This is a genomic window from Streptomyces sp. NPDC028722 (genome assembly GCF_040637655.1).
Taxonomy (GTDB): domain Bacteria; phylum Actinomycetota; class Actinomycetes; order Streptomycetales; family Streptomycetaceae; genus Streptomyces.
On the sequence record NZ_JBEZWU010000021.1, the window covers coordinates 14,670 to 39,143 of the forward strand.

The 24,474-nt window shown below is 66.5% G+C and carries 19 protein-coding genes and 2 pseudogenes; 18 read left to right on the forward strand and 3 right to left on the reverse strand.

From position 1 onward, the window contains the following. The first annotated feature begins 78 nt into the window (after window positions 1–78). Both AB0F03_RS27290 and AB0F03_RS27295 read left to right on the forward strand, forming a co-directional pair. Window positions 79–1,173, forward strand: coding sequence for a sulfatase-like hydrolase/transferase (locus AB0F03_RS27290; protein WP_361996511.1), 1,095 nt, complete (start codon window positions 79–81; stop codon window positions 1,171–1,173). A gap of 174 nt (window positions 1,174–1,347) precedes the next feature. Beyond that, the gene (locus AB0F03_RS27295) at window positions 1,348–2,199 is read left to right on the forward strand and encodes an arginine deiminase family protein (RefSeq protein ID WP_361996513.1); all 852 of its coding nucleotides are present in this window, start codon (window positions 1,348–1,350) and stop codon (window positions 2,197–2,199) included. 31 nt (window positions 2,200–2,230) lie between these two features. Here AB0F03_RS27295 and AB0F03_RS27300 read toward each other — a convergent pair whose 3' ends face one another. Beyond that, window positions 2,231–3,388, reverse strand: a complete 1,158-nt coding sequence (locus AB0F03_RS27300) for a sulfatase (RefSeq protein WP_361996515.1) — start codon at window positions 3,386–3,388, stop codon at window positions 2,231–2,233. Window positions 3,389–3,678: 290 nt separating this feature from the next. Between AB0F03_RS27300 and AB0F03_RS27305 the strand changes: the two genes are divergently transcribed. From AB0F03_RS27305 to AB0F03_RS27365, 13 genes are all read left to right on the forward strand, one after another. Continuing rightward, window positions 3,679–4,614, forward strand: a complete 936-nt coding sequence (locus AB0F03_RS27305; protein WP_361996517.1) for a streptomycin biosynthesis protein — start codon at window positions 3,679–3,681, stop codon at window positions 4,612–4,614. 100 nt (window positions 4,615–4,714) lie between these two features. Continuing rightward, window positions 4,715–6,391 carry a radical SAM protein gene (locus AB0F03_RS27310; RefSeq protein ID WP_361996519.1) on the forward strand — a complete coding sequence of 559 codons (1,677 nt, stop codon included), beginning with the start codon at window positions 4,715–4,717 and terminating at the stop codon, window positions 6,389–6,391. Then, on the forward strand, window positions 6,388–7,452 hold the full coding sequence (locus tag AB0F03_RS27315; protein ID WP_361996521.1) for a sulfotransferase: 1,065 nt from the start codon (window positions 6,388–6,390) through the stop codon (window positions 7,450–7,452). Before AB0F03_RS27310 ends, AB0F03_RS27315 begins: the two co-directional genes overlap by 4 nt. Window positions 7,453–7,498: 46 nt before the next feature. Further along, window positions 7,499–8,245, forward strand: coding sequence for a class I SAM-dependent methyltransferase (locus AB0F03_RS27320; RefSeq protein WP_361996523.1), 747 nt, complete (start codon window positions 7,499–7,501; stop codon window positions 8,243–8,245). A gap of 50 nt (window positions 8,246–8,295) precedes the next feature. After that, entirely contained in the window at window positions 8,296–8,763 is a 468-nt protein-coding gene (locus AB0F03_RS27325) for a rubrerythrin family protein (protein WP_361996525.1), read from the forward strand. Beyond that, on the forward strand, window positions 8,756–10,753 hold the full coding sequence (locus AB0F03_RS27330; protein ID WP_361996527.1) for a methyltransferase domain-containing protein: 1,998 nt from the start codon (window positions 8,756–8,758) through the stop codon (window positions 10,751–10,753). Before AB0F03_RS27325 ends, AB0F03_RS27330 begins: the two co-directional genes overlap by 8 nt. A 149-nt stretch (window positions 10,754–10,902) precedes the next feature. After that, window positions 10,903–12,111: a sulfotransferase gene (locus tag AB0F03_RS27335; RefSeq protein WP_361996529.1), complete on the forward strand. Its 1,209-nt coding sequence runs from the start codon at window positions 10,903–10,905 to the stop codon at window positions 12,109–12,111. Between the two features lie 400 nt (window positions 12,112–12,511). Further along, on the forward strand, window positions 12,512–13,816 hold the full coding sequence (locus AB0F03_RS27340) for an ATP-grasp domain-containing protein (RefSeq protein WP_361996531.1): 1,305 nt from the start codon (window positions 12,512–12,514) through the stop codon (window positions 13,814–13,816). 52 nt (window positions 13,817–13,868) lie between these two features. Beyond that, on the forward strand, window positions 13,869–15,230 hold the full coding sequence (locus AB0F03_RS27345; protein WP_361996533.1) for a sulfatase-like hydrolase/transferase: 1,362 nt from the start codon (window positions 13,869–13,871) through the stop codon (window positions 15,228–15,230). A gap of 162 nt (window positions 15,231–15,392) precedes the next feature. Further along, a complete protein-coding gene (locus tag AB0F03_RS27350; protein ID WP_361996535.1) occupies window positions 15,393–16,757 on the forward strand; it encodes a DUF6002 family protein in 1,365 nt (454 codons plus the stop codon). Between the two features lie 109 nt (window positions 16,758–16,866). Beyond that, a complete protein-coding gene (locus AB0F03_RS27355) occupies window positions 16,867–18,045 on the forward strand; it encodes an alpha-hydroxy acid oxidase (protein WP_361996537.1) in 1,179 nt (392 codons plus the stop codon). Next, entirely contained in the window at window positions 18,042–19,097 is a 1,056-nt protein-coding gene (locus AB0F03_RS27360; protein WP_361996539.1) for a beta-ribofuranosylaminobenzene 5'-phosphate synthase family protein, read from the forward strand. Before AB0F03_RS27355 ends, AB0F03_RS27360 begins: the two co-directional genes overlap by 4 nt. A 30-nt stretch (window positions 19,098–19,127) precedes the next feature. Continuing rightward, entirely contained in the window at window positions 19,128–20,108 is a 981-nt protein-coding gene (locus AB0F03_RS27365; RefSeq protein ID WP_361996541.1) for a phosphoribosylaminoimidazolesuccinocarboxamide synthase, read from the forward strand. A 286-nt stretch (window positions 20,109–20,394) separates the two neighbouring features. On the opposite strand, the gene lysX is transcribed toward AB0F03_RS27365, so the two are convergent. Then, the gene (gene lysX / locus AB0F03_RS27370; protein ID WP_361996543.1) at window positions 20,395–21,885 is read right to left on the reverse strand and encodes a bifunctional lysylphosphatidylglycerol synthetase/lysine--tRNA ligase LysX; all 1,491 of its coding nucleotides are present in this window, start codon (window positions 21,883–21,885) and stop codon (window positions 20,395–20,397) included. After that, a complete protein-coding gene (locus AB0F03_RS27375) occupies window positions 21,878–22,513 on the reverse strand; it encodes a hypothetical protein (RefSeq protein WP_361996545.1) in 636 nt (211 codons plus the stop codon). Before AB0F03_RS27375 ends, lysX begins: the two co-directional genes overlap by 8 nt. Between AB0F03_RS27375 and AB0F03_RS27380 the strand changes: the two genes are divergently transcribed. The 3 genes and pseudogenes from AB0F03_RS27380 to AB0F03_RS27390 all read left to right on the forward strand — a co-directional run. Then, window positions 22,498–22,860 (forward strand): hypothetical protein, encoded by a 363-nt coding sequence (locus tag AB0F03_RS27380; RefSeq protein ID WP_361996547.1) that lies wholly within the window; start codon window positions 22,498–22,500, stop codon window positions 22,858–22,860. The genes AB0F03_RS27375 and AB0F03_RS27380 overlap by 16 nt on opposite strands. Before the next feature lie 81 nt (window positions 22,861–22,941). Continuing rightward, window positions 22,942–24,105 (forward strand): annotated as a pseudogene (locus AB0F03_RS27385) (IS3 family transposase). A gap of 249 nt (window positions 24,106–24,354) precedes the next feature. Beyond that, window positions 24,355–24,411 (forward strand): annotated as a pseudogene (locus tag AB0F03_RS27390) (transposase family protein); the annotation flags it as partial. Between the last annotated feature and the right edge of the window lie 63 nt (window positions 24,412–24,474).

Below are 24,474 nucleotides of genomic sequence, written 5' to 3' on the forward strand. Positions count from 1 at the left end.
CTCGCAATGGATGTACAACCGTGGGCTTTCCCCGGTTGAACATCCTGAGGTGAATCCTCATTGGAGGCGGAGGCCACCATGCACATGTCCGACCGTTATGACCACACCGTGCTGGTGTCGATCGACGGACTGCGCGGCGATGCGCTGCAGGCACCTTCGCCTGGTACTGCGGTTCTGTCTCAACTAGCGTTAGCCGGAGCTGAGTTCACGAACGTCATCAGCGCCGCTCCGGGCTCGGCCGTCGCACACGGCGCGCTCTTCACCGGCCAGTACCCCCTGCACAACGGCTTGTACGACGAGGAAAGGGGTGCGCTGCGTGTGCCCTCGTTGTTCACCCACGCACGCCGGCACGGCCGCAGGACCGTACTGCTGACCGACTCGGCTGCCGTGCTGACCCCTGGTCGAGGCTTCACCCGGGAAGTCGACGTTCACCTGGTCGGGCAGGACGACGCGTTCGTGGACGCGGTCACGGCCGCCGAGTCCACGATGGCCTGGGCGCACTTTGGGCCGGTCGACTCGGCACGCACTTCGGGGGTGGAGAGTATCGAGGGTTTCCTGACCCGACGCTTCGCCCCTTTCGTCGAGCACCTGACCGAGCGGGTCGGTGCGGCGGGGCGACGGCTGCTGCTTGTTGTTGTGGCCGGACACGGCGCGCGGTGGGACGAGCCGGACGGCAGGCCGGGTGCGCTTGCGCAAGAGGTGCTCCAGGTCCCGCTGATCATTGCAGGGGATGGCATCACACCAGGCCGACATGGTCGACGGATCCGCACCGTCGATGTGGTCCCGACCGTGCTGGATCTGGCTGGCCTTCCGGTCGCCGCCAGCGGTCTGCTTGACGGACGGTCCCTGGCCTCCGTGGTCCTTGGCAAGGAGGAGCTGGACGGCGACGCGCCTGCCGTGGCCGGTTGGTACGGGCCGGACCGAGTGGGAGAGGCCGGCTATCTCGACGACCTCAAGGTGGTGCGGTGGAGCCTGCCGGGCGCCGTACAGCCGGAGTCCGTCCGGATGGAACGGCTCGACGGGTACGGGGTGCCCCGACCTGCCCCCGAAGCCGACGGAGCGGACGTCCTGGCGATGCTGGACGACTATCGCGGCGCTCTGCAGGAGCCGGGCCGGGTGACCGTCACCGAGGAGATGCGCGCCCAGCTGCGCTCCCAGGGCTATTCGGTCTGACGGACAGGACGAGCAAGCGGAGGCATAGGCATGGCTGATCTGGAGTTCCGTACGGATCCGGCAGCAGGGCTGCCCAGTACGCTCGGGGGCGCCGGGTGGACGCCGCGAGAGGACACCCACGCGGCCGATGTCGACGCGGGCCGGGTGTGGTCCCGCTGCGGTTACCGCTCCGAGGTGGCGCCGCTGCGGGCGGTGCTGATCGCCCGGCCGCCCGACAGCATCGCTGCGGTGACCGACGCCCGGGCGAAGTTGATGGCGGCGCCCGTCGACCTGGGGCGACTGCGGGACCAGGCGACGACTGTGGCTGAGGTGTACCGGAGCCACGGGGTGGCTGTGCGGGTGGTCCGGCCGCCGTCCGACGCCCCGCCGAATGTGATCTTCCAGCGTGACCTGTTCCTTGTCACCCCGCAGGGCGCGGTGCTGGGGCGGACCGCGTCCAGGCAGCGGGCGGGTGAGGAGCGGTACGCCGCCGCGGCACTGGCCGACGCCAGCATTCCGATCCTGCACACGGTCCGGGGCAGCGCCACCTTCGAGGGTGCAGACGCCCTGTGGGCCGATGACCGCACCCTCGTCGTCGGCTTCCGGTTCCGCACCAACGAGGCTGGCGTGCGCGCCGTGGCGGAGGTGCTTGGTGAGCAGGGAGCCGAGGTGGTACCCGTGCCGTTGGGGCTTGGGGTTCAGCACCTGCTGGGGTCCCTGGTGTTCGTCGACCACCGACGGGCCGTCCTGCGCTCGTCGGCGGTGACTGCGCAGCTTCGGGAGGTGCTGCGAGCACGGGACTACGAGCTGCTGGAGTTCGAGGACGACGACGAGGTGGTGCACTGCCGGAGTCTGAACGTGGTGACGCTTCGGCCGGGCAGTGTGCTCATGCCGGACGGCTGTCCCCGAACCCGGCGCAGGCTGGAGGCGGCGGGGCTCGAGGTGACCGTTGTCGAGGTCGGTGAGTATGTGAAGGCCGCCGGTGCGCTCGGTTGCCTCACCGGCATCCTCCACCGCGACGACCGGGGGGCCACCGACGCGGAATGACGGACCGTAATAACCCCATCCAATGAGCAGTTCACTCGGTACGAGGCGGCTGCACCAGAGGGGTGCCGTTCTGCTCAAGCGGATCGGCCACGAGGTCGTACAGTTCGACGGTCTCGCTGCCGACGGTCCATATCACCTTCTGTCGGTTCTCGTCCCGGCTGAGTCGCACGGCCTTGAGCGGCACAAGGTCGGGATACTCGCCCGAGGCCCGGCGTTCCTCCGGGTAGTACGTTTCGCTGTAGGCTGGCCGGGAGTGGCCGGTGCCGGTGGCGAAGAACTCGCTCAGTGAGGCGCCGTCGGCTTTCATCTCGGGCAGTTTGAGCAAGTCGAGCACGGTAGGGGCAATGTCCACGAGCCTGACCTGGCTGGTCACCTCGACGCCCCGTGGAACTTCCGGCCCGCTGACGATCAGTGGGACGTGCTGGGTGGTGTCGAACAGCAGGCACCCGTGTCCCTCTTCGTACGGGTGGCCGAGCTTCCCGGAGTGGTCGTTCGGGTACCAGCCGGCCAGGTCCTCGCCATGGTCGGAGAAGAGCACGACCACAGTGTCGTCGAGACTGTGCCCCAACTCCTTGAAGCATGTGAATAGTTGCTGGAGGTAGTGGTCGCTGTAGGCCACTTCGCCCTCGTACGGGTTGTCGACGGGTACCCCGAAGTCCTCCGGCGGCTCATAGGGCCAGTGGGCGTCGAAGAAGTGAGCGAACAGGAAGAACGGCTGCCCGGGTTCGAGTGTGGAGACCCACTCGACGGCGCGGTCGACCACCAGAGGCGCCCGCTTCAGGGCCAGACCCCGCATTTTGACGTCACCGACGGTGAGTGGGTCGCTTCCGTCGGGGAGCCGGGGGATCTCGTCGTCGTAGAAGTCGAAGCCGCGGTCCAGGCCGTACCACTGATTCAGGCCGGGGCAGGAGACGACAGCACCTGTCGCGTAGCCGGTCTCTTTCAACCTCTGGGCCAGTGTGGGAACGTGGGGTTCCAGTTGCTCTCTGAGTAGATGCCGGATGCCATGCCCGCTGGGCTGCAGGCCGGTGAAGACGCTGGCGTGGCTGATCGGGGTGAGGGGAGCCGATGAGATGGCTTGATCGAATGTCACACCGCGGCTGCGCAGGTACTCGATTCCCGGAAAACGGCCGGAGTAGGCGACATCCGCACGCAGGGTATCCAAAGAGATAAGCAGTACGTTGTTCAAGGAAATTCCTCTTCCGGGATGGGGCGCGGTCTGACGGTGCCTGTTGCGCGCAGGCAGAGGGAGGATGGCGCATTTTCGGCCGTTTGCAAAAGACGTAGCCTGGCTACGCTCTTTGACGTACGTTGGTGCTGTGACGGTCTCTTGGTATGCCTCTCGTCGTCAGGAGGCGCTAGCCATCGGACCCGTGACCCAAGCGCTTACGCAGTAAGTGGGAAGATCACGCGTATGGGGGCTAAGTGAGCGGAGATGGCGAGAAGCTTCCGTGTCAGGATGATGTCCACACTGTGCCGGTGGACGCCCTGATCGCTGCAGACTCACCCCGGCTGTCGGGCGAGAGTCAAGAACACGTCGAACTCCTCCTGTCCTCGGGTGTCGAATTACCCCCGATACTCGTGCATCGTCAGACCATGCGGGTCATCGACGGGATGCATCGGCTGAAAGTTGCCGTCCTGAAGGGGGAACGGGAGGTCCAGGTGAACTTCTTTGAAGGTGGTGACATCGAGGCATTCATTCTGGCTGTTCAGTCCAATGTCAGGCACGGCTTGCCGCTTTCGCTGGCTGACCGAAGCGCCGCGGCGGAGCGAATTGTCACTTCTTGCCCGCAATTGTCGAACCGGTCGGTAGCCGCCTCGACGGGGCTGTCGCCTAAGACCATAGCGGCCATTCGTAGGCGCACAAGTGGTGACCATCCTCAGTTGAACGCGCGTGTGGGCCGGGACGGCAGAATCCGCCCGGTCGACTCCACCGTCGGCCGCCAGAGCGCGGCCCGGGTCTTAGACCAGAATCCCGAGATCCCGCTGCGTGAGCTCGCCAAGGCGGCAGGCATTTCCCTGGGTACTGCCCGCGACGTGCGTGAACGGTTGCGAGCCGGCCGGGACCCGGTCCCTGCCCGCAACTGGCGTACGCTTGACCGCAAGAAGGGTGGCGGCGACGAGGTGGCTCCTGCCGCCGTCGAGGCCCGGCCGCACGGTCCCGCTTCCTGTTCAGACTGGGGCATGGCCCTGCACAACCTGAAGAAGGACCCTTCTCTCCGCTTCTCGGACCGGGGCCGGATGTTGCTTCGGATGCTTGACACGAAGGCATCCGATATGGAGAAGTTGAAGGAGCTCATCGCCAGCGTACCGCCGCATCAGGTGGATATGATTGCACAACTGGCTATGGAATTCGCGAAGTCGTGGCGCGAGTTCGCCAATGAACTGCGCAGCAAAGTCGCTGAATCTGCGTGAGGCCAGCCCTGAGGTAACCGGCCTTCACCCGGGTTCGAGTCTGTGTCAGGCTCCGAAAGGTCGTGTTGTCTGATGCGAATTCAGTCGAGAGGGATTGCTCATGGCGCGTAAGTCCTTGGCTCTGGAACTCTATGTGAACGCCGACGACTCGGTCGATCACCGGTACATGAACCAGATGCGTGAGCAGGACACCACCCCGGTGCCGACCGACCCGTCCCTGCCGCGTTTCACTCTCGTCGTCGGTCCGTCTCCGTTCACCATGCCGCGAGGCTGGGAGTTCTTCCTCACCTCGCCGTACGAGGGCGCCACGTACATCTCCACCGTGCTGCACAACGCCGGCTATCCGGTGCGGATCGTCGATGTGCGGTACGAACTTGATCCGCTCCAGACCGCCTACGACCAGATCGTCGGTCAGACCGATGTGCTGGGGGTGTGCACCTTCGAGGACAACTTCCCCTTCTGCCAGGATTTAATGGCGAAGGTCAAGGAAGCAGAGCCCGAGGTTCCCATCATCTGTGGGGGATCTCTGGTCACATCCGTGCCGCGCGTCTTCATGGAGAACACCGCCTGCGACATAGCGGTGATCAGCGAGGGCGAGATCACGATCCTCGAACTGATGGAGAGTTACGCGGCGGGCCGCTGGAACCTCGACCTCCCGAAGATCAAGGGGATCTGCTTCCGGGACGCCGAGGGCAACAGCAAGCGCACGCCGGCCCGCGGGCAGATGATGGATCTGGACTCTCTGCCGCGGATGCGTCTGGACCTGTGGCCGCAGGCCAAGAGTCCGAGGGGGCTGCAGCCGCAGATCATCTCCTCCTACAGCCGCGGCTGCAAGATGGACTGCTCCTTCTGCTACCGCACGACGCCGCAGGTCAGGGCCAAATCGCCGGAGAAGATGGACCGCGACATGGCCTGGCTGAAGAGCCAGTACAACATCGACTTCAGCTTCTTCGTCGACCTGACCTTCAGCTCGCATCGCGGCCAAACCCTCGAGATCTGCGATGTCATCAAGGACCACGACATCCGCTGGACTTGTCTGACACGGTGCGCGGACATGGATGTGCCGAGGGCCAACGCGATGCGTGACGCGGGCTGCGACATCATCCTTTACGGCGTCGAGTCGTTGGGCAAGGACGTGCTGCGGGAGGCCCGGAAGGGCAGCAGCGAGAACCTGACCGTGCGGGCGATGAACACCACTTTCGACGCGGGCATCAGGTTCGGTTCCCTGCTGATCGTGGGCCTGCCCAACGAGAGCGAGGAATCGCTCAGCCACATGGTGGAGTTCGCCGAGACGTACAACCATGTCACCCGCGTCAAGTATCTGTCCGCCATGCCCGGTACCACCGTCTATCAGCAGGCAGTGGCCTCGGGCACGATCCGCTCGGAGATCGATCACCTGAACTGGCTCTCGATCGAACAGGCTCTGCACGAGGACGAGTTCCTCAACGTCAGCGGGCTGCCCGAGAAGACCTGCCGGGACGCCTACAAGCGGATCTACGACGCCTACCAGCCCGGTCCTGTCATGGACTTCAAGCACTACCCGGAAAACTTCCAGTACTTCCACCCCCAGCCGGGCGACGGCCAGGAGCGTTCCACGTCGTACGCCGGTCCCGAGTGGCGCAGCAAATGGAGTTCCGCTGCCGGTCCCTTGGTGCCGAAGTCCGACCGGTTCACGTTGGACAAATGCGCCAGTCCCGAGGTGGCCGCGGCAGGCAGCAGCCTCATGGAGTGCGGGGCGAAGCGCATGGAGAGCCAGGTCCCCGCGAGCGCACAGTGACGGATGGCCCGGCCGATCCCATCCTCCTCATCGGCACCGAACGCTCGGGCTCCAATCTGCTCCGGCTGATCCTGGACGCGCACTCCCGGATCTCGGTGCCGCACCCACCCCATTTCGTGCGGTACTTTTCGCCGGTCCTTCCCGCCTACGGCGACCTCGCTCTGGAGCGCAACCGGCGGATGCTCGTCGGGGACGCGCTCGCGCTCCTGGACCGGCACATCCATCCGTGGCCCCACGCGATCGACGCCGATCGCGTGGTGGCCACGGCCACGCCGACCCTCTTCGGCGTGGTGGCGGCGATCTACGACCAGTACCGGCTGGCGGAAGGCAAGGCACGATGGGGCTGCAAGAGCACCTTCATGGTCGACCATGTGGACGAGGTGCTCGCGGAACGTCCGGGAGCCCGGTTCATCTGGCTGGTGCGGGAGCCGTACGACGTGACGGCATCGGCGAAACGCTCGGTGTTCGGGTACTGCCATCCCTACCGCATGGCCAGGTTGTGGCGGTTCCAGCAGGAGCAGGCGCACTCGGCTCTCACCCGCTGGGGGCCCGACGTAGTGCACCTGCTGCGTTACGAGGACCTGGTCACGCGGCCGGAGAAGGAACTCCAGGAACTCTGCGACTTCCTGGAGGAGCGGTTCGAACCCGCGATGCTCCAACATCACACGTCTTCGGCGGCCCGACGCACGGCCTCGCTTTCGGAGTCCTGGAGCAGGGCGGGCCGCCCCATCAGCGTGGGCCGGATCGGCTCCCACCGTGCGGGACTCACCGACAGGGAACGCCTACTGGTCGACAAGGCCACGGGACCGCTGAAGCGGCTGCTCGACTACCCGGTCGACCCCCGGGCGTCGCAAGTCCCCGATCCCTCACCGCTGGACGTGGCCGTCCGGTCGGCAGTGGCGCGTATCCGGGTGGAGTACCGATCCCTGCGCGAAGACGAGAACTACCGCCTCCGGCTCGGCAGGGACCTCTATGTGCGCCGGCTGCGCGCGAAGTTCCTGGCCCGCCGGTTGCTGCCGGCCGTGAGACCGGCCCAGGACATGGAGCCGCTGGGCCGGTAGCTGGACAGACAAGGGCCGGCGCTGCCGGGCCCGGAACGGACTTTCTGTGGCCATCAGTCAAGACGATGTGACCGGGCACTTCGCCGCCAGGTCCACAACCTACGACCGGTCGAGTTCCTGGTGCATGGACGAGGAACTGGGCCGTCTGGTCCTCGACATCACCAGGCCGCAGGGCAGGGACCGGGTACTCGACGTCGCCTGCGGCACCGGACTGGTCTCCAGGCTGTTCGGCGGCCGGGTGGCCGAGGTGGTCGGTGTGGACATCACCCCGGAGATGGCCGAGCAGGCCAAGCCTCATCTGGACAGGCTGGTCATCACGCCCGCCGAACGACTTCCCTTCGACGATGATGAGTTCGACATCTTGGTGTGCCGACAGGGCATCCAGTTCATGGACCTGCCTCAGGCGGTCGCGGAGATGGTGCGGGTGGTCAGGCCGGGCGGCCGGGTAGTCGTCGTCAACCTCTGCGCGTACGGAGCAGACGACCGCGACGAGTACTTCGAGGTGCTGCGGCTGCGCAACCCGGTCCGACGGCACTTCTTCCTGCCGGAGGACCTGCGCACGCTGCTGCACGACGCCGGATGCACCGAGGTCGAGCTGCGGCGGTACGTCTCGTTCGAGGACGTGGACATCTGGTCGGACAACGGAGCGATCGAGGAAGACCGCCGGGAGGCCATCCGTGGGGTCTACCGCAACGCGTCCGAGGAATTTCGCTCCCTGCACGCCGTGCGGGAGGAGAACGGGTCGTTCGTCGACCAGATGCTGTTCGTCGTCGCGGCGGGCCGCAAGCCGTGACCACCCTACGGCAGTAGCCCCTTCTTTCCCTGTGAACGTCAAGGAGTTCAATGGCTCAGCCGAGTGACGACCTCGCCGTCGAGCTGCGCACGGCCCTCGCGACGGAGGGGACGACCGTGCAGCGCTACAGCTACTTCTCGCAAGTCGCCGAGATCGAAGGCCATGCGGAGATCGCCCAGGCCTTCAGCGATCTGGCCGAGAGCATCGCATGCGCTGCGCACGGGCACATCGATGCTCTCCAGGGCATCGCCGACCGGCACACCCGGCAGACCATCGGCGACACACGGCTCAACCTCGCCGCGTCCGTGGCCGACGCGCTGCATGTGGCCAACGAGGTCTACCCGCGGCTCGCCGCTAGGGCACACGAGACGGGCCACGCCGACGTGGCCAGCTGGCTCACCACGCTCGGCAGCCTCAAGCGTTCCCACCTGACAAAGTTCCAAGTCCTGCTGACCGCTCTGGACGCCCCGTCTCCCGCTGCACGCGCGGCGGCCACGGAGGGAGACAGCGATGACTGACGACCTGCTCATGACCGGTACACGGAGCGAGAGCTACGACGCCTCCTCGATCGTCGTCTTCTCCGGTCTGGAGGCAGTACGCCGCACCCCGTCGATGTACATAGGCTCCACGGACGCCGACGGCCTGCACCACCTCGTCCTGGAACTCATCGACAACGCAGTGGACGAAGCGGAGGTCGGCCACTGCCAGGAGGTGTCGGTCGTCGTTCGCGCGGACGGCTCCTGCTCGGTGGCGGACGACGGCCGGGGGATCCCGGTCGATCCGCACCCGGCGACCGGCCGGCCCGCAGCGGAGGTGGTCCTCACCACCTTGCACGCGGGCGGCAAGTTCATCGGCGACACCTACACCCGCTCCGCTGGCCTGCACGGAGTCGGTCTGTCCTGTGTCAACGCGCTGTCCGAGTGGCTGCGGCTGGATGTGTGGCGGGACGGAGTCCATCACTGGCAGGAGTTCTCCCGGGGAGAACCAAAGGCGGACCTGGCCGGCAGCCCGGTCGACGAGGGGACCGAACGGAGCCGGGGCACCACCGTGACCTTCCGGCCCGACCCGCTGATCTTCGAGACCGGCGAGTTCTCCGCTGCGACCATCAGCACACGCCTCGAAGAGGTCGCCTTCCTGCACCCCGGCCTCACCACACGACTCACCGACGAGCGCACCGGGCGGACCGAGGAACACCGCTTCACCGGGGGCGTACGCGCCTTCCTCGCACACCACAACCGGGACAGCGCCGCCGTTCACGACGAGCCTGTCGTGGTCGCCGCGGCCACCGACGAGGCCGCCTTCGATCTCGCCTTCCAGTGGACAGAGCGATACACGGAGGAGATCCGTGCCTTCGTCAACGGCGTCCGCACCGAGCAGGGCGGGGCCCACGTCGAAGGCCTGCGTACAGCGCTCGCGGCAGTCATCAACCAATACGCCGCCGACACGGGCATGCTGGACGCCCGTATCGACGAGCGAATCACCACCGTCGACATCCTGGAGGGCCTCACCGCCATCGTCTCGCTGCGCATGGACAGCCCCCGGTTCGACGGGCAGACGAAGAAGCGGCTGCAGAGCCCGGAGGTCGGCAGGTTCGTCCAGGACACCGTCGAGCAGGAGTTCTCCGCTCTGATGGGTGCCGACGACAGTCTCGCCCAACGCGTCGTCGCACGGGCGTTGGAGGCCACCAGGGCCCGCCTGGCCGCGCGGATGGCCGGCCGCACCGCTCGCTACCAGCGGCGCGAACTGTCCATCGACTACACGGTCTATCAGCGGCAGTTCGGCACTCGCTCACGCAACTGGCACGAGTCGTGCAGCTGGCTGACCGACGAGGAACTACTCTCCCGGCACGCCGGGCTGTGCGACGTGCCGCCGGACGCCAGACTGCTGGATGTTTGTTGCGGCAGCGGGGTCGTCGGCGCCTCCTTCAAGGACAAGGTCGGTGAGAGCATCGGCCTGGACCTCACACCCGAGATGGTGGAACTGGCCTCTACCCGGCTGGACCGCGTCGACCAGGGCACGGTCTACGACATGCCGTATCCGGACGCTAGCTTCGATCTGGTGGTCACCCGGGAAGTCCTCCATCTTCTGCCGCAGCCGGAGCGACCCTTGTCGGAGATCTTCCGAGTGCTGCGTCCCGGAGGCCAGTTCATAGTCGGACAGATCGTCCCGTACGCCGACGAGGACGCGTACTGGATGTACCGCGTCTTCAAGAAGAAGCAGCCCTTGCTGCACCAGATGTTCAGCGAGCCGGAGTTCCGCCAACTCCTGCTCGGGGCCGGCTTCACCGACCTGGTGGTGGAGGAATACCGGCTCTGGGAGTCGATCGACCTCTGGATCGACACCCACGAGACCACTCCGGCTGCGCGCCGGGAGATCCAGCGGCTGTACCACCACGCACCCAAGGAGGTGCGTGACGTGCATCCCTTCGAGGTACAGGCCGACGGCTCGATCCGCGACCAGTGGCGGTGGTGCGTCTACTCGCTCAAGAAGCCCGGTGACGCCGTATGACCCGTCATGCCTCGCCCGCCGTTCGGCCGCTGCCCCTGGCCGGGCGTCAGGCCGAGCTGAGGAGTCTGCGCAGCCCGGCCGTCACGGATCCCACCGCCAGGGTGCGGGAGGTGGTGGTGCTTGCGTGCAGCTCCCGCGGCGGGTCCAGCATGGTCGCCGAGATGCTGCGGGCATCGGATGCCCTGATGCATTTTCGGGGCGAGATCAGCCCGTTCCTGCGCATGGTGGGGCTCGCCTATCCGGACAGTGGCGCGATGTCCGACCGGCTGGACGCGGCGGACCTTGCCGCGCTGGGGCCGGAGCTGCGCGAGGTGCTCGAGTGGGAACTCGCGCTCGACATTGGTACGGTCGCCCGCGGTGACACCGACGCGGACGCGGACGGACAGTTCGCGCTGGACGTGGCGGCCCGGCTGGTGATGCAGTGGCCTGAACTGCCACTGAAGCCGCAGCCCTTGGTCGACACGGTGCTCGCCGTACTGTCCGCGCACCGCGCCCGGCACCGTGGCCCGGCTGGCGGCGGCCTCCCGATGCTCCACCACTTCTACCTGGAACTCTTCCAGGAGCTCGGCGACCAGGGGCTGATGATCAACCCCTGGTTCTACGACCTGCCACGGCCACTGCTTCGCAGCGAAGTAGCCTATCCCGCGCCCCGGGGCGCGCCGGGGAGGTCCCTGCTGGAGGAGCCGCCGTTCGTCCTGCCCACGTTCTGGCGTCAGGCGGACCACGATGACCTGGCGCAGCGCCCCTTGGTGATCAAGACCCCCAGTAACGCCTACCGGTTCGATTTCCTGCGCGCGCTCTTCCCCAACGCCCGGTTCCGGATCGTTCACCTCACCCGCAACCCGGCTGCCGCGGTCAACGGGCTCTACGACGGGTGGCTGCACCACGGCTTTCACGCCCACCGGATGGCGCGGCCACTGGGGATCGGCGGCTACGCGGAACGGCACCCGGACAACCGGTGGTGGTGGAAGTTCGATCTGTCGCCCGGATGGCAGGAGTTCACCGACGCGCCCTTGCTTGGGGTCTGTGCCTTTCAGTGGCGCAGCGCCCATCAGGCAGTGCTCGACGACCTCGATGACCCGGCGGTGGCGCGTACCAGCATCCGTTTCGAGGACCTGATCGGTGAACCGAGCCGGCGCGCCGAGTCGTTCGAGCGACTGGCCGACTGGCTCGGTATCCCCTTCGAGGGAGAGTTCCAGCGAGCCGTCCACCGGGGCATCGGGCCGGTTGTCGCCACTCGGGAACCCCGCCCGGGACGGTGGCGGGATCGCGCGGCCCGGATCGAGGCAGCGCTGGATGCCCGGACGCTGGAGACCGCCGAGCGGCTCGGCTACACGGATCCCGCGGAGTGGACATGACGTCCTGGCGGTCGCGGTGGTAGGGCGTCCAGGCTGTGCCGTGAACTCCGCCACGGCGCGGACCGGGACCGGCGGCCCGGTCCGCGCTCGAGCGCCGACAAGGCACGAGTGAATCGACAGGCGTTCCCGGAGGTGCATGTGGTGCCGGTGCCGGCCTGATCCGGCCACCCGCTGCAGTGGCCGCTTCCCGAAAAGAAGCCGCCTTCCCGGCTGTCCGGAAAGCAATGGTTTTCCGTACGCGCTTCCGAGATTTTTGGCAGTTTCGCCAACAAGCAGAGATTTTTGGCGAATTGAAGCTTCCGCCGGCGTTGCACCGAGACGTATCCCCATCTCTTGTCGGCCGTACGGTGGTGCGTTAACGTGCATCTTGCCACAACACCTCGGTAAGGAGAATAACGCTTTGGACTGGCAGGAACGCGGAACGGTCTTGGACTCGAATTTCCCTGCCGCGAACCAACCTTCGTACGTCATGTGCCTTTGGCAGCCCAAGCTCGCCGAATATCTGCTTTCACGGGCTCGTGTCCATTTCATTCTGTTCGATGTGGAGCACGTTCCGCCGGATCCTGCTCTGCTGGCGCGCGCGGCAAGTTTCCGCGTGGTGAGCAACTTCAACGCGCTCGAGGAACTAGCAGTGATAGCGGCGGATTTGCGGCTGGTCGACCCCGCCATCGAAAAGGTGCTCAGCTTCGCTGAGCTCAGCCAGCTGGGCGCTGCTACGGTCTCGGCCATGCTCGGGCTGTCAGTGGACCCTGTCGGTCAGGTCGCCGCACGCGATAAACGCCTGATGAAGCAGCTCGTACGGGAAGCCGACGTGCGCACGGCGGACTTCTGGTCCATCCGGGACCCTGCCGATGCCGCGGCGGTACGGCTTGTCGCCCGGCGAGTCGCCTTCCCGGCGGTTGTCAAGCCGGCCGCCGGATCGGGCACCGAGTACACGGCCCGGGTGGCGGATGCCGCGGAGCTGTCCGCCTTCACCGAACGCTTCGCTTCCGTACCCGGCCTGGAATCCCGGCAGTTGATCGTCGAGGAGTTCGTCCAAGGCACCGAGATGCACATCGACGCCTTCTGGGACGGCGACCAGCCGACGTTCTTCCTCGTCTCCGAGTATCTGACCCCGATCCTCGACACGGTCAGTGGTGATGTCATCCGCGGCAGCCGGGTGCTGGTGCGGGACGAGCATGTGGCACTGTATGACGGCCTCCTGGCCATGAACAGGGCCGTGAACGATGCCTTGGGCATCAGCGCGGAGCGTTCCGTGACGCACATGGAAGCCTTCCGCACGCCCTCCGGCGAAGTGGTGTTCTCGGAGATCGCTACGCGGATCGGCGGTGCCTGGATCCCGGCCCTCCTTTCGCAGGCGCTGGGCGGGCAGGACATCTGGGCGGCCATGGCCGACGCGCTGATGGACGGAAAGGCCCCCGAGATCAGTCCGACCGCGCCCTGTCTCGCGGGCCTCAACATTCGCGCACGGGAGGCGGGCGTCATCACCTCGCTTCCAAGTGATGAGCAACTTCTGGGGACTCCCGGAATTCTCGATTACGAGGTCCGTTGTGAGGTAGGTGACGAACTGATGATGGACAACGCTTCCGAAATGTGCGTCTTCGTCGTCATCGGCGCCGATTCCCCGGAGCAGCTCGACGCGTACATCAAGACGGCAACACAGCGAATTCGCGTGGAAACACGACCGTTCGCGGAGTCCGACTGAGAAAGTACCGTCCTCGCACTCCCCTCGTACCGCGCCCCGCGGAGGGCAGTTCATGTATGACCACATTGTGCTGATTTCTATCGACACTCTCCGGTCCGACGGCATCAGCGCAAACCCCTTGCGATTGTGGCCCGACGTCTACCCGGAGCTGAGCGCGCCCGCCACGCCGGTGCTTGACGACCTCGTGGGCCGTGGCGCGTTCTTTGCCAACTGCGTGTCAGCGGCGCCCTACACTTCCGCGTCGCATGCCACGATCCTCAGCGGAAAATGGCCGCTGAGGCACGGCGTCTTCGAGTTCTTCAACCGGAAGCTAGGCACTGACACGCTGTTCACTCGCGCACAGCGCGCCGGATACGCGACGCTCCTCAAGAGCGACTTCCCGTTGATCCTCGGTCCCACCCTTGGGTTCGACAGAGGGGTCGACACCTTCGTCGCAGAGGACGACAAGGCCTATCTCGCCTCCCTCGCCGAGACCTCGCGCTCGGTCAGCCTCGTCCACTTCGGCGGCGTCCATGTGCCCTACGGATTCCACAACCTCCATTACGGTGGCGACGCGTACCGAGCAAAGCTGAGCAAGCTGGAGGCCGACTTCGGCGGACCTGATCAGCTCCCCAAGGATCAGCTGATCGAGACCTACCGCGACGAGGAGGATCTGCGGTACCTGCTGCGCTACAAGCGGGTGGTTCAAGAGCTGTGGCAGGCGGATCGGGCAGAGGAGATCTTCGGCCTCTACCTGGAAGGCATCGAGTACTTCCTCGCAACGCGCTTCACACCCTTCATCGAGCGGCTGTTCAGGGCGACCGCGGGCCGCCGCACGCTCGTGGTCCTGTTCGGCGACCACGGCGAGGAGTACAGCGCCGAAAGCTTTGGGCACTTTAACAGCGTGACCGAGGGCGTCCTCCGAGTGCCGCTGCTCTTCTTCGGCGACGACGTGGCCCCTGGGTGTTACACCGAACGCGTCCGCACGGTCGAGATTTTGCCGACGATCGCCGAGCTCATGGGAAACCTGCCGATCGCCCATCTCAAGCTGGACGGTGCCTCCTTGGCGTCGACGGTCCGCGACGGGAGCACCTACCCCTTGCGCCCCGGCTTCGCGCAGGCGTACGTGGCGGATACGGCCAAGTCCATCAACTTCCAGCAGCAGCTCATGAACAAGGAGGCCAGGCCCGGCGGCCTGCCACACGTCCTGGCCAAGGAAGTGGTGTGGGACGGACGGTACCGGCTGACGCGCGAACTGGCCAAGTTCAGTGACTACTTCGGTTCCGGCGGCCTTGGACCGATCGAGCCAGTGGTGCGCCTGGAACGCTTCGACGAGGACGAGAAACCCCGGCCGCACGGTGATCCGCATGTGGCTGCCCGGCTCCTTGCGCTGATCGACGACTACAACACGCTCTCCAGCGTCCCGAGAACCTGAGAGCAGGCACAGCCGGAGCCTCGATGTGCCTTTGGCTACTGGGGAGGTGGATGGACGGCGAGGCGGCATCGCGGCCGGTCTGTCCGGGACGCGTGTATGGAAGCCACCAAATCCACCTCACCCATCGAACCGAGCATCCAAGAACCGAATAGGAGCCACGGCGTGCCACTGGACATAACCGAGAACGTGCTCTCTCGCTACTACGGACGACTACCCGACCCGGAGGACCTCCAGGCGGCGATGCCGCACCCGCCCGGGGATCATTTCCAGCCCGCTTGGGACCTGCCGGTCCGTACCCCTGCTCTCGACGAATTCTTCGCGCCGGCGACGATGTCGGGCTCCACGCTCGGCGAGTACCGGGGCCGTCGGCTCCTGCTCCTCGACCTGACAGGCAATCCTCGGACGCGTACCACCAAAACGTTCGGATCGCTCGCCATCGTGGCTCGCGCACTGCAGCACATCGCCACGACCGGCGAGCGCCTCCTGCTGGTGACGCCGTCGTCGGCGAACAAGGCGGTCGCCCTGCGGGACGCGGTGCTGCGTGCCTACGAGGCCGGCCTTGCCTCGCCCAACACCCTGAGAGTGGCCGTGGTAGTTCCCCAGTCATCGCTGCAGAAACTGTGGGACTCGCCCCTGCTGAACGACCCCAGCCTCGCCGCACCCAATCCCCTCGCCGTGTACGGCGGACCCAAGAGCGAGGACGTCAAAACAATCACCACCGCAGCTGTGACTCAGGCCGCCAACGAGATCCTGCGAGAGACCGGCTTCCGCATCTGGTACACGCTCGACCCGAGAAACTACATGCTGGCGGACGTGGCACGCGCCTACTTCGAGGCGGAGGTGCTGCCGCGCGGCGACCGCGCACGCTGGCACGCGCACGCGGTTTCAAGCGGCTACGGATTCCTCGGGCACGATCTCGGCGCACAGATCCTGCGGCGAGAAGGCGTGCAGCCCCAGGGCGAGACGTGTTACCTGCTGGTCCAGCATCTGGCGACGCCCGACCTGGTGGTCGGCCACCGGCTGGCCGGGGATGACTACAAGGTGCCCGAGTACGTGGCGGACCCGGAGACCGGACTGTACCGGCAGGCCGGGCCAGGGCACCCGAACTTCCCGTCCGTCTGCTACTCGCCCACCGAAGAGGTGGAGGCCACCTTCTACACCCGGCAGCCCGCCACCATGCCCTACATCCGGAATCTGGTGGACCGGCACGGCGGCGACGGCCTAGTGGTCTCGCTGCACGACTGTCTGACCCGGTACCAAGAGGCGCGGCACCTGCTGGCGGCCGGCGGCATGACCAGATTGCCGCTCGACCCGAGGCACTTGCGGGAGTGGGCGATGGTGATGGTGACCGTGGGCGCGCTGACGGCCATCGACCGCGGCGTGGTGCCGGAGGGCGCGGAGGTGCTGGTGCACGGCTCGGGTAGCTACTTCGAAGGTGAGTACGAATCCCCCACCCTGCAGCGGCTGCACTCCGTCAGCACAGTGGAGGACGTCGCCGTACTTCTCGGCAAGGTGGCCCGGCACTGACCCCGCAAGTGGTGCCGGCGAAGGAGCGGAGAACCACCGGGTTTCGCCGGGCGCGCACTTCGCCCGGTCTCCCGGGTACGTCGTGCCGGACGCAGGAGGAGGCCGGACCGTGCCGTCCTTGGTTGAGCCGCTGACCGACGAGTCGATCGCTGCGGCCCGCGCGGCCTTTCGCACCCTCGACCAGGTGGAAGGCGCCGCTCGGCGCCAACTGCCGTTTGATGTCTGGGACTTCCTGGTCGGCGGCTCGGGCGCTGAGGACACACTGCATGACAACACGGCGGCCTTCGACAACTGGCGTTTCCGGCCACGTGTCCTGACCGGGATGCGGAGCGTCAATCTGAGCTGCGAGCTGTTCGGCAGGGGCATGGCGGCGCCGTTGCTGGTGGCTCCCTTTGCTCCGGACGCTCTGTTCCATCGGGACGGGTACCTGGCGGTCGCTGCCGCCTGCGACGCGGCCGGTCTGACCGCGGTCGCGCCGACCTCGTGCTCCTTTACGATGGAAGAAGTCCGTTCAGCGGGGAATGCGGCTCGCTTCTTCCAACTCCCCCCGACTGAGCCCCAGGTGATGCACTGGCTGATCGAGCGGGCCGAGAAAGCCGGTTTCGAGGCCCTGTTCGTGACCGTGGACCAGCCCGTGATCGGTTGGCGCGAACGGTCCAGGGCAAGTGGCTTCACCTTCGACCGTCGTCTGACTGGCGCCAACTTCGCTGTGCATGGCGGTCCAGGATCCGGCTCCGCTCCGGTGCTGGGCGCAGACTCCCGGTGGCTGGACTGGACCTGGGAGACCCTGTCGAGCCTGCTGTCCCGGTCGCCGCTTCCGTTCGTGGTGAAGGGGGTACTCACGGCGGAGGACGCCCGGGCGGCGGTGCAGATCGGTGCGGCCGGGGTGGTCGTCTCCAACCACGGCGGCCGCCAACTGCACAGCGCCCCGGCCAGCCTGCAGCAGCTCCCCGAGGTGGTCGAGGCGATCAGCGGCCGCGTCCCCGTATTGCTGGACTCCGGGCTGCGACGCGGCAGCGACGTGGTCAAGGCTCTTGCACTGGGGGCGGACGCGGTGCTCCTCGGTCGCGCCGCGGCTCACGGGTTGGCGGCCGGCGGTGCGGCCGGCGTGCTGCGTACCCTCGAACTGTTCATCGAGGAGATGACGGCCGTACTCGCGCTCCTCGGCCGCAACGCGCCGCAGCTGACCCGCGAAGTTCTGCGCCCCCACAGGTACGACCCACCATGTGTCCGCTGCGACCGATCAGCTGATTTCAGCCAATCGCCGAGCGCGAGGGAGAGACCATGACCGACGCCGTGTCGCAGGAATGGGGAGTGCGCATTCGCACCGGGTGCCGCGTCAGTTTCACACTGATCGACCTCAACGGAGAGACCGGCCGCCGCAACGGCATGGCATCCATGGCGCTGCGCTCGCCTGCTCTGGAAGCTGTCGTCCTTCCGCACCACTCCACCATCGAGGTGGAGGCCGACGAGAACGGCTCCGCCCACGTGGAAGCCGTCAGGGGCCTGCTGGAGCGTCTGCGCGAGGCATGGCAGGGACCGCCGGCCAAGGCCGTCATACGCGAAGGGCTGCCCCCTCACAGGGGATTCGGCTCCGGCACCATGACCGCCGTGGCTGTCGGCCGTGCGTATGCGCAGCTCGCCGGCGTTTCGGTCGGAGCGGCAGAGATTGCCAGGGCCGCCGGTCGAGCCGGCACCTCGGGCGCCAGCGCGAACCTGATAGAGCGGGGCGGCTTTCTGGTCGACGGCGGCCACCTCAACCCCGACGACTTCGCCGACGATCCCCAGCGTTACCTCGTCCCCAGCCGCTTCGCCGGTGGTGGCAAGCGGCCGCCCGCTCTGGTCTCGACGCCGTTCCCGACCTGGCCGGTACTGATCGTCATCCCGAACGGCAACGAGATGCACGGTGAGGAAGAACGCGAGTTCTTCGCCCGGACGCTGCCGATCCCGGCGGAGGAGGCTCGGCGAACCGCACACGCGGTCCTCATGAACTTGGCCACGTCGGTCGTGGAAAGTGACTACACGTCCTTCTGTCGCGCCGTGAACTTCATCACGTACGAGAGTTACTTCAAGCAGAAGCAGATCGACATGCAGTCGTCAGAGGTGAAGTTCCTGCTGGAGGAGGCGCGACGCGGCGACGAAATAGACGCCATGGCCATGAGCTCTGAAGGGCCGATGTGCTACGCCTTCACACGACGGCCGCAAGCCGCCGTCCAATGGCTCTCGGCACTCCGATCGGCCGGCATCGTGCACGAATTCTGGTTCAGCGGCGCTCGCAACGTAGCAGCTGACATCGACTGGGTCCCGGTGCTCGACGACGGCCGGACCGTCGTCGCTTGAAATGGAATCAGCGAGCGCGAGGAGCGAGGGTTGCCGAAGAAGTTCTCAACGAAGGATCTCGTCGTCCTGAAGGAACCGACCGGCCGCCAAAGCGGTGTCGGGCACTTTGAGTTCACCGACGACTACTCGGTGTTTCACTACGGAAAGATGGCCAACACCATCCCGGGCAAGGGCGAGGCGTGCTGCCGCATCGCGGCGTTCAACTTCCGCCTGCTGGCGCGCGAGGGTATACCCACGCACTTCCGCGAGTTCCACCCGCCAAGACGAATGGAATTCGACCTGCTGAAGGTCGTGGATCCGCAGAAGCAGGCGCTCGGGCCGACGGATGTCAACCATCTTGTTCCCCTGCAGGTTGTCTTCCGCAATTTGGTTCCCGAAGGGTCGTCGGTACTTCGTCGCCTTCGGCTGGGGCATTTGGCGTTGTCCGACATCGGCCTTGCTCAAATACCGGCACCCGGCAGCGCGCTTGACCGCCCGATCATTGAGTACACCACCAAACTGGAAGAGATCGACCGGTTCGTCGACCGGGACGAGGCGGCGTCGATCGGCGGTTTGGACGAGAAGCAGCAGGTGGAACTCGAAGGGCGGACGCGGCTCATCAACGAGATCCTCACCAGCCATGCGCGTAGCGTCGGGCTCGTACTCGCGGACGGAAAGCTGGAGTTCGGCCGGGACGGCCAGGGAGGGCTGATCCTCGTGGACCACGCGGGTTCACCCGACGAGGCCCGTCTGCTGCTGGACGGCGTGCATGTGGACAAGCAGGTGCTGCGGGACCACTACGCTGCCGCTGGTCTGCAGGCACAGGTCGAGGAGTGGGTACAGGAGGGCCTCCCTCGGTCGACCTGGCCCGTTCCGAAACCGCTGCCTGGGGAAGTGGTGGATCTGGTGGGCGAAATGTATCGCTCGCTGTGCGAAGCGTGGACAGGCACCCAGGTATGGGACGCGCAGGACCTGGACAGGGTGTCGCAGCGACTGGCGGCGATCGGCCTCGGACGGGGCGAGCCTCACTGAGCCCGCGTGGCCCCAAGGCGCGTCGCCACCAGGGGCGCAGGGTGATGGCCGGGTGAGCCAGGATCGGACGGCGCGTAGTGCCTTGGATCGGTTCGCCAAGTCGCCTGACGTCAGGGCCGCCCGCCTCCTTGAGGTGGGCGGCGGTGGCGTGACTCTCGAGACGAGTGACAGGGCGCGCCCTTGATGTCGCCCACGTGCTCACCGCTCAAGTGCCCAGCCCCGGCTGAACCGTGGGCCCGCGCCGGCCTCCCGCGAGGGCCAGGTCAATCAACGGGCTGGGCACATGTCAGTTGGGCTTCACCAGAGGGAACAGGATGGTTTCGCGGATGTTCTTGCCGGTGAAGGCCATGATCAAGCGGTCGATACCCATGCCCATGCCTCCGGTGGGGGGCATGCCGTATTCCAGGGCGCGGAGAAAGTCCTCGTCGAGTTGCATGGCTTCAGGGTCGCCGCCCGCGGCCAGCAGGGACTGCTCGGTGAGGCGGCGGCGCTGCTCGATCGGATCGACCAGTTCCGAGTAGGCCGTGGCCATTTCGGCACCGAAACCGATCAGGTCCCACTTCTCCGCCAGGAGCGGCTCGGAGCGGTGCTGGCGGGTCAACGGCGAGGTTTCCACCGGATAGTCCATGACGAACGTGGGCTGCATGAGCGTGTGCTCGACGAGTTCCTCGAACAACTCCTGGACGAGCTTGCCCTGACCCCACTTGCGGTCCCATTCGACCCCGCGGGCGTCGGAGAGCTTGCGGACGTCGTCGATCGAGGTGTGCGGAGTGATCTCCTCGCCGAGGGCGTCCGAGACCAGGCCGTAGACGGTCTTCCGCGGCCACTCGGCGATGCCCAGGTCGTACTCGACGTTGTCATGGACGACAACGGTCGTACCCAGCGCGGCCACGACGGCCTGCTGAACCGACCGCTGGGTGAGGTCGGCCATGTCGTTGTAGTCGAGGTAGGTGCCGTAGGTCTCAAGCATCGTGAACTCGGGGTTGTGCGTGGAGTCGGCACCCTCGTTCCGGAAGTTCCGATTGACCTCGAAGACCTTCTCGATACCACCGACGACGAGCCGCTTCAGGTACAGCTCGATCGCGATCCGGAGATACATCTCCATGTTGTAGGCGTTGATATGGGTCTTGAACGGCCGGGCCGCCGCGCCGCCATGGATCGGTTGGAGCATGGGCGTCTCGACCTCGAGGTAGCCCTCGGAGTGCCAAAAGTCTCGAATCGCCCGGACGGTGTCGCTGCGCAAGGTGGCCATCTTGCGGGCCTCGTCGTTGATGATGAGGTCGAGATAGCGGTAGCGGACGCGCGCCTCGGGATCGGTGAGCCCGGCGTGCTTCTCGGGTAGCGGACGCAGGCATTTCGACGTGATGGCCCAACTCTCCGCCATGATCGACAGCTCGCCGCGCTTGGACGAGATGACCTCGCCCGTCACGCCGACGTGGTCGCCGAGATCGACCTCGCGCTTCCAGGCCGCAAGTGCCTCCTCGCCGACGCCTGCGAGCGAGATCATCACCTGGATGGCGGCGGTCCCGTCCCGAAGAGTGGCGAAGCAGAGCTTGCCGCCGACGCGCGACAGCATGACCCGGCCCGTGACCCCGACTCTCTCCCCGGTCGCGGTGTCGACTTCCAGATCAGGATATTTCTCCCGGATCTCCCCGATGGTGTGCGTGCGGGGGTAGTTCACCGGGTAAGGGTCGACGCCGTTCTCACGGAGCCGCTCCACCTTCGCCAGGCGGACGCGCATCTGCTCCGGGGCGTCTTCGTAGGTCTGGTCACTCATGGCACCCAGGATAGGCGGCAAAGAGCCGCGACTCCGGCGCGATTGGTTGGCCGGACCTCGAACGCAAATCCGCCGATATCGCGAAGTCGGTGCCTCCTGGTACCGCTGCCACGAACCGGTGGTCGAGGTCGCCGGGCGCTTGGTCGGCGGGCAGGAGGGAGAAGTGCTTGCGGAAGTACCGCAGGTGGTTGTTGAGCGCCGTGCTCGACTCGGCGTGCGCCGTCAGCACGGGGTCGAACCAGCGCAGTTCCTCGGCCGGGCCGTGGCCGACTGGTTCCCGGGTGGTGCGGACGAAGCGGGCGTCCTCGGGGTGGAAGCGGATCTGCGCGTACGCGTGGTAGCCGCCGCCGGGGTGTTCGGCCAGGTAGCACAGCGGCACCAGGCCGGGGGCGGCCTCGGTACCGACCAGGCCGCGCAGGGCGGGGCCGGCGATGGCGTCGGGGAACAGTTCGCCACCGTCGATCCTGGCCGCCCCGAGCCGGGTGCCGCCGGGCTGCAGCGCTTCGGCCGGGCAGGGCCCCAGCGCGTTCCAGCGGACGATCACGGTGGTGGCCGGCCGGCATACCTCCTGCGGTGGCACCCGTACGAGCACGATCGGCTCGTCTGGTCGCCGTGGCGCGGTGGACATTCGTACCTCCCAACCAGATAACTGTCAATGGGTGGCTTGATCAGTGGCTGGCCATGAAAGCAGAGGACCTGGAAGAGACCACTGTCTACAACTATCGGGTCACCCTCAACCGGGTTCGGGGGAAGCTGGGGCGCATCCGGCTTCAGGAACTCACCGAGGAAGATGTAGAAGAGTGGATGCACTGGGCGTTGAAGCACGGGCGTGTACGTGGTGGTAAAGCAGGTACTCCGCTGGGAGTGACCAGCGTGGAAATGAGTCTCGCCCGATTGAAGGACGCCCTGAATCGAGCCGTTACGCGTCGGCTAACGAGCTCGTGCACGGTAGGCAGTGACGCGTCGAGCTCCTGAGCGTCGATCATTGGGTCTGCCGCACGATTGGGTGACATCTGAACTGGCTTGCCCTGCGGGGCAGGTGGGAAGGATGCCGCTGTGCCCAAGCCCTATCCGGAAGAGTTCCGCCTGGACGTCGTGCGGGTCGCGAGGAACCGTGGCCCGGGTGTCACGGTGGAGCAGGTGGCCACCGACTGCGGGGTCCATCCGATGACGCTGTGGAAGTGGATGCGCCGGGCGGACATCGACGACGGGACCAAGCCCGGGGTCACCAGCCAGGAGAGCGCGGAACTGCAAGAAGCGCGTCGGCGGATCAAGCTGCTGGAGCAGGAGAACAAGGTCCTGCGCCGGGCCGCGGCCTATCTTTCGCAGGCTTATCTGCCGGGAAAAGGATTTACCCGCTCGTGAGAGAGCTGGCCGTGGACGGGGTGCCCGTCGCGGTGATGTGCCGGGTGCTCAAGCTCGCCAGACAGCCCTACTACCGCTGGCTCGACAAGCCGGTGGCCGACGCCGTGCTGGAGGAGGCATATCGCGCGAACGCACTGTTCGACGCCCACCGGGACGACCCGGAGTTCGGCTACCGGTTCCTTGCTGATGAAGCACGTGGTGCCGGGGCAGGGATGGCTGACCGGACCGCGTGGCGGATCTGCCGGGACAACCACTGGTGGAGCGTGTTCGGCAAGAAGCGCGGCCGGAGCAAGAAGGCTGGCCCGCCGGTGCACGACGATCTCGTGAGCCGCAACTTCACCGCGCCCGGCCCGAACCGGCTGTGGCTCGCCGACATCACCGAACATGTCACCGGTGAAGGGAAGTTGTACCTCTGCGCGATCAAGGACGCCTTCAGCAACAGGATCGTGGGGCTACTCCATCGACGCGCGGATGAAGTCCCGCCTGGCCGTGACCGCCTTGGACAACGCCGTGGCCCGGCGCGAACACGTCGACGGATGCATCCTGCACAGCGATCGCGGATCGCAGTTCCGGTCCCGGAAATTCGTCCGCGCTCTCGACCGCCACCGGATGGCCGGCTCAATAGGACGGGTCGGGGCGGCAGGCGACAACGCGGCCATGGAGTCTTTCTTCAGCCTGCTACAGAAGAACGTCCTCGACCGCCGGACGTGGGCCACCCGCGAGGAACTACGGATCGCGGTCGTGACCTGGATCGAGCGGACATACCACCGCCGCCACAGACAAGCCTCGCTCGGCCGGCTGACCCCCGTCGAGTTCGAGACCGTCATGACCACACCGGCCTTCCAGGCCGCGTGACGAACCTGTCACCCGAACCTGCAGCAGACCCATTGTCGTGTGGTGGGGAACTTGTCTCGTGCAGCGATCATCAGCGACCGGAGGATCAGGGGCCTGTCCGCGGACGTAATTGCTGAACTCGTTGCCGAGGTGGGCCCGTTGTAGCATCAACGCCACCAGGCCAAGCTTGCGTCCAGGCCGCGGAAGCGGGCGGTGGGCGCCGGAGCCAAGCACCGGCTGGCCTTCGTCGACCGGCTCCTGGCCACCCTCGTGCACCTGCGGCACGGAGTCACGCACGACGTGCTCGCCTGCTGGTTCGACGTGGACCGCTCTACTGTCACCCGCGCCGTCGGCAAGATGCGACCGCTGGTCGCCGAGCGAGGCTGCACG